The sequence below is a fragment of the Candidatus Magnetobacterium casense genome (genome assembly GCF_019173545.1).
GTDB lineage: Bacteria > Nitrospirota > Thermodesulfovibrionia > Thermodesulfovibrionales > Magnetobacteriaceae > Magnetobacterium > Magnetobacterium cryptolimnobacter.
Genome location: NZ_JABXWD010000709.1, coordinates 1 through 1,259, shown reverse-complemented (window position 1 = coordinate 1,259; position 1,259 = coordinate 1). Strand labels below are relative to the sequence as shown.

1 protein-coding gene and 1 pseudogene are annotated in these 1,259 nt (G+C 54.0%); both read left to right on the top strand.

Annotated elements, in window-relative coordinates; all coding sequences use genetic code 11:
* Window positions 1–189: pseudogene (locus HWQ67_RS18955) on the top strand (transketolase family protein); the annotation flags it as partial.
* Window positions 174–1,259 (top strand): B12-binding domain-containing radical SAM protein (locus HWQ67_RS18950; protein ID WP_218254253.1); only part of this gene is annotated, 1,086 nt, incomplete at its 3' end. The pseudogene HWQ67_RS18955 and the gene HWQ67_RS18950, both read left to right, overlap by 16 nt.

The following is a 1,259-nucleotide window of genomic DNA, read 5'->3' as shown; positions in this document are numbered from 1 at the left end:
AACAACGGAGGCCTCGACAGTCTGGTTGCAAACGTCCTAAACGGGTATCAATCCGGTGTAAGGCTCAGAAAGTTGGGCTTTAACGACAGGTATGTCTTTGAGCTTGGCGACAGACAGCACCTTCATGCCCTAAACGGCATGGATGAGGACGGCATAATGAGGGAGGTGAGGCTATGCGTACAGAAATAGATATAGTGTTGATAAATCCCGGAGACAGAAAGCAGGTCTTTCAGAATTTGGATGCCGATTTTTCGGCAATAGAGCCGCCCTTCTGGGTAGCGGTAATAGCGGCGTATCTCAGGAAGTGTGGCTTTGGCGTGGCAATCATAGACGCAAACGCCGACAACATCACCCCTGATGAGGTAGCCGCACGGGTTGATGGAATGGCTGCGATGTTGAGCGTGGTAGTCGTCTATGGTTCGCAGCCCTCTGCCTCGACGCAGAACATGACCATCGCCGGCAGGATATGCAAGGCGCTCAAAGCCGGCACGTCCTCAAAGGTTGCAATTGGCGGGTTACATCCCTCGGCCCTTCCGGAGCGAACGTTTAAAGATACCGGCGTGGACTTCGTCATCGAGGGCGAAGGTCCCTACACCCTGAAGGGTCTCATACGGCACCTCAAGTCCGGAGACGGCGATTATTCCAAGGTTCCCGGCCTGTGGTATGCCCACAACGACAGCGTCCTTCATACACAGCGTGCGCCGCTGATAACCGACCTGGATGATATGTTGCCCCTGGCCGCCTGGGACCTGTTACCGATGAAGACGTATCGGGCACACAACTGGCACTGCTTTGACGACCTTAGCCATCGAATGCCATACGGGGCAATATATACGAGCCTGGGCTGTCCGTTTAGCTGCGTCTTCTGCTGCATCAATGCCCCCTTTGGCAAGCCCGGCATACGATACAGGTCACCGGAGCTGATCATTGACGAAATAGGCGACCTGGTGAAAAACTACGGCGTAAAGAACATCAAGATCGTCGATGAACTGTTTGTCTTTAGTGAGCCGCACTACATGGGGATTGTGGAGCTGATCCTGCAGCGCGGCTATGACCTCAACATATGGGCCTATGCCAGGGTCGATACGGTCAAGGTTGCAAACCTCAAAAAGATGAAAAAGGCCGGCATAAACTGGCTTGCCCTTGGCATAGAGTCCGCCAACCCCGATGTCAGAGACGGCGCCTCCAAGAGGATGCGTGTCAATGACATAAAGTCTGTCGTTGGTGCCATTCAGGATGCGGGTATACGCGTCATCGGC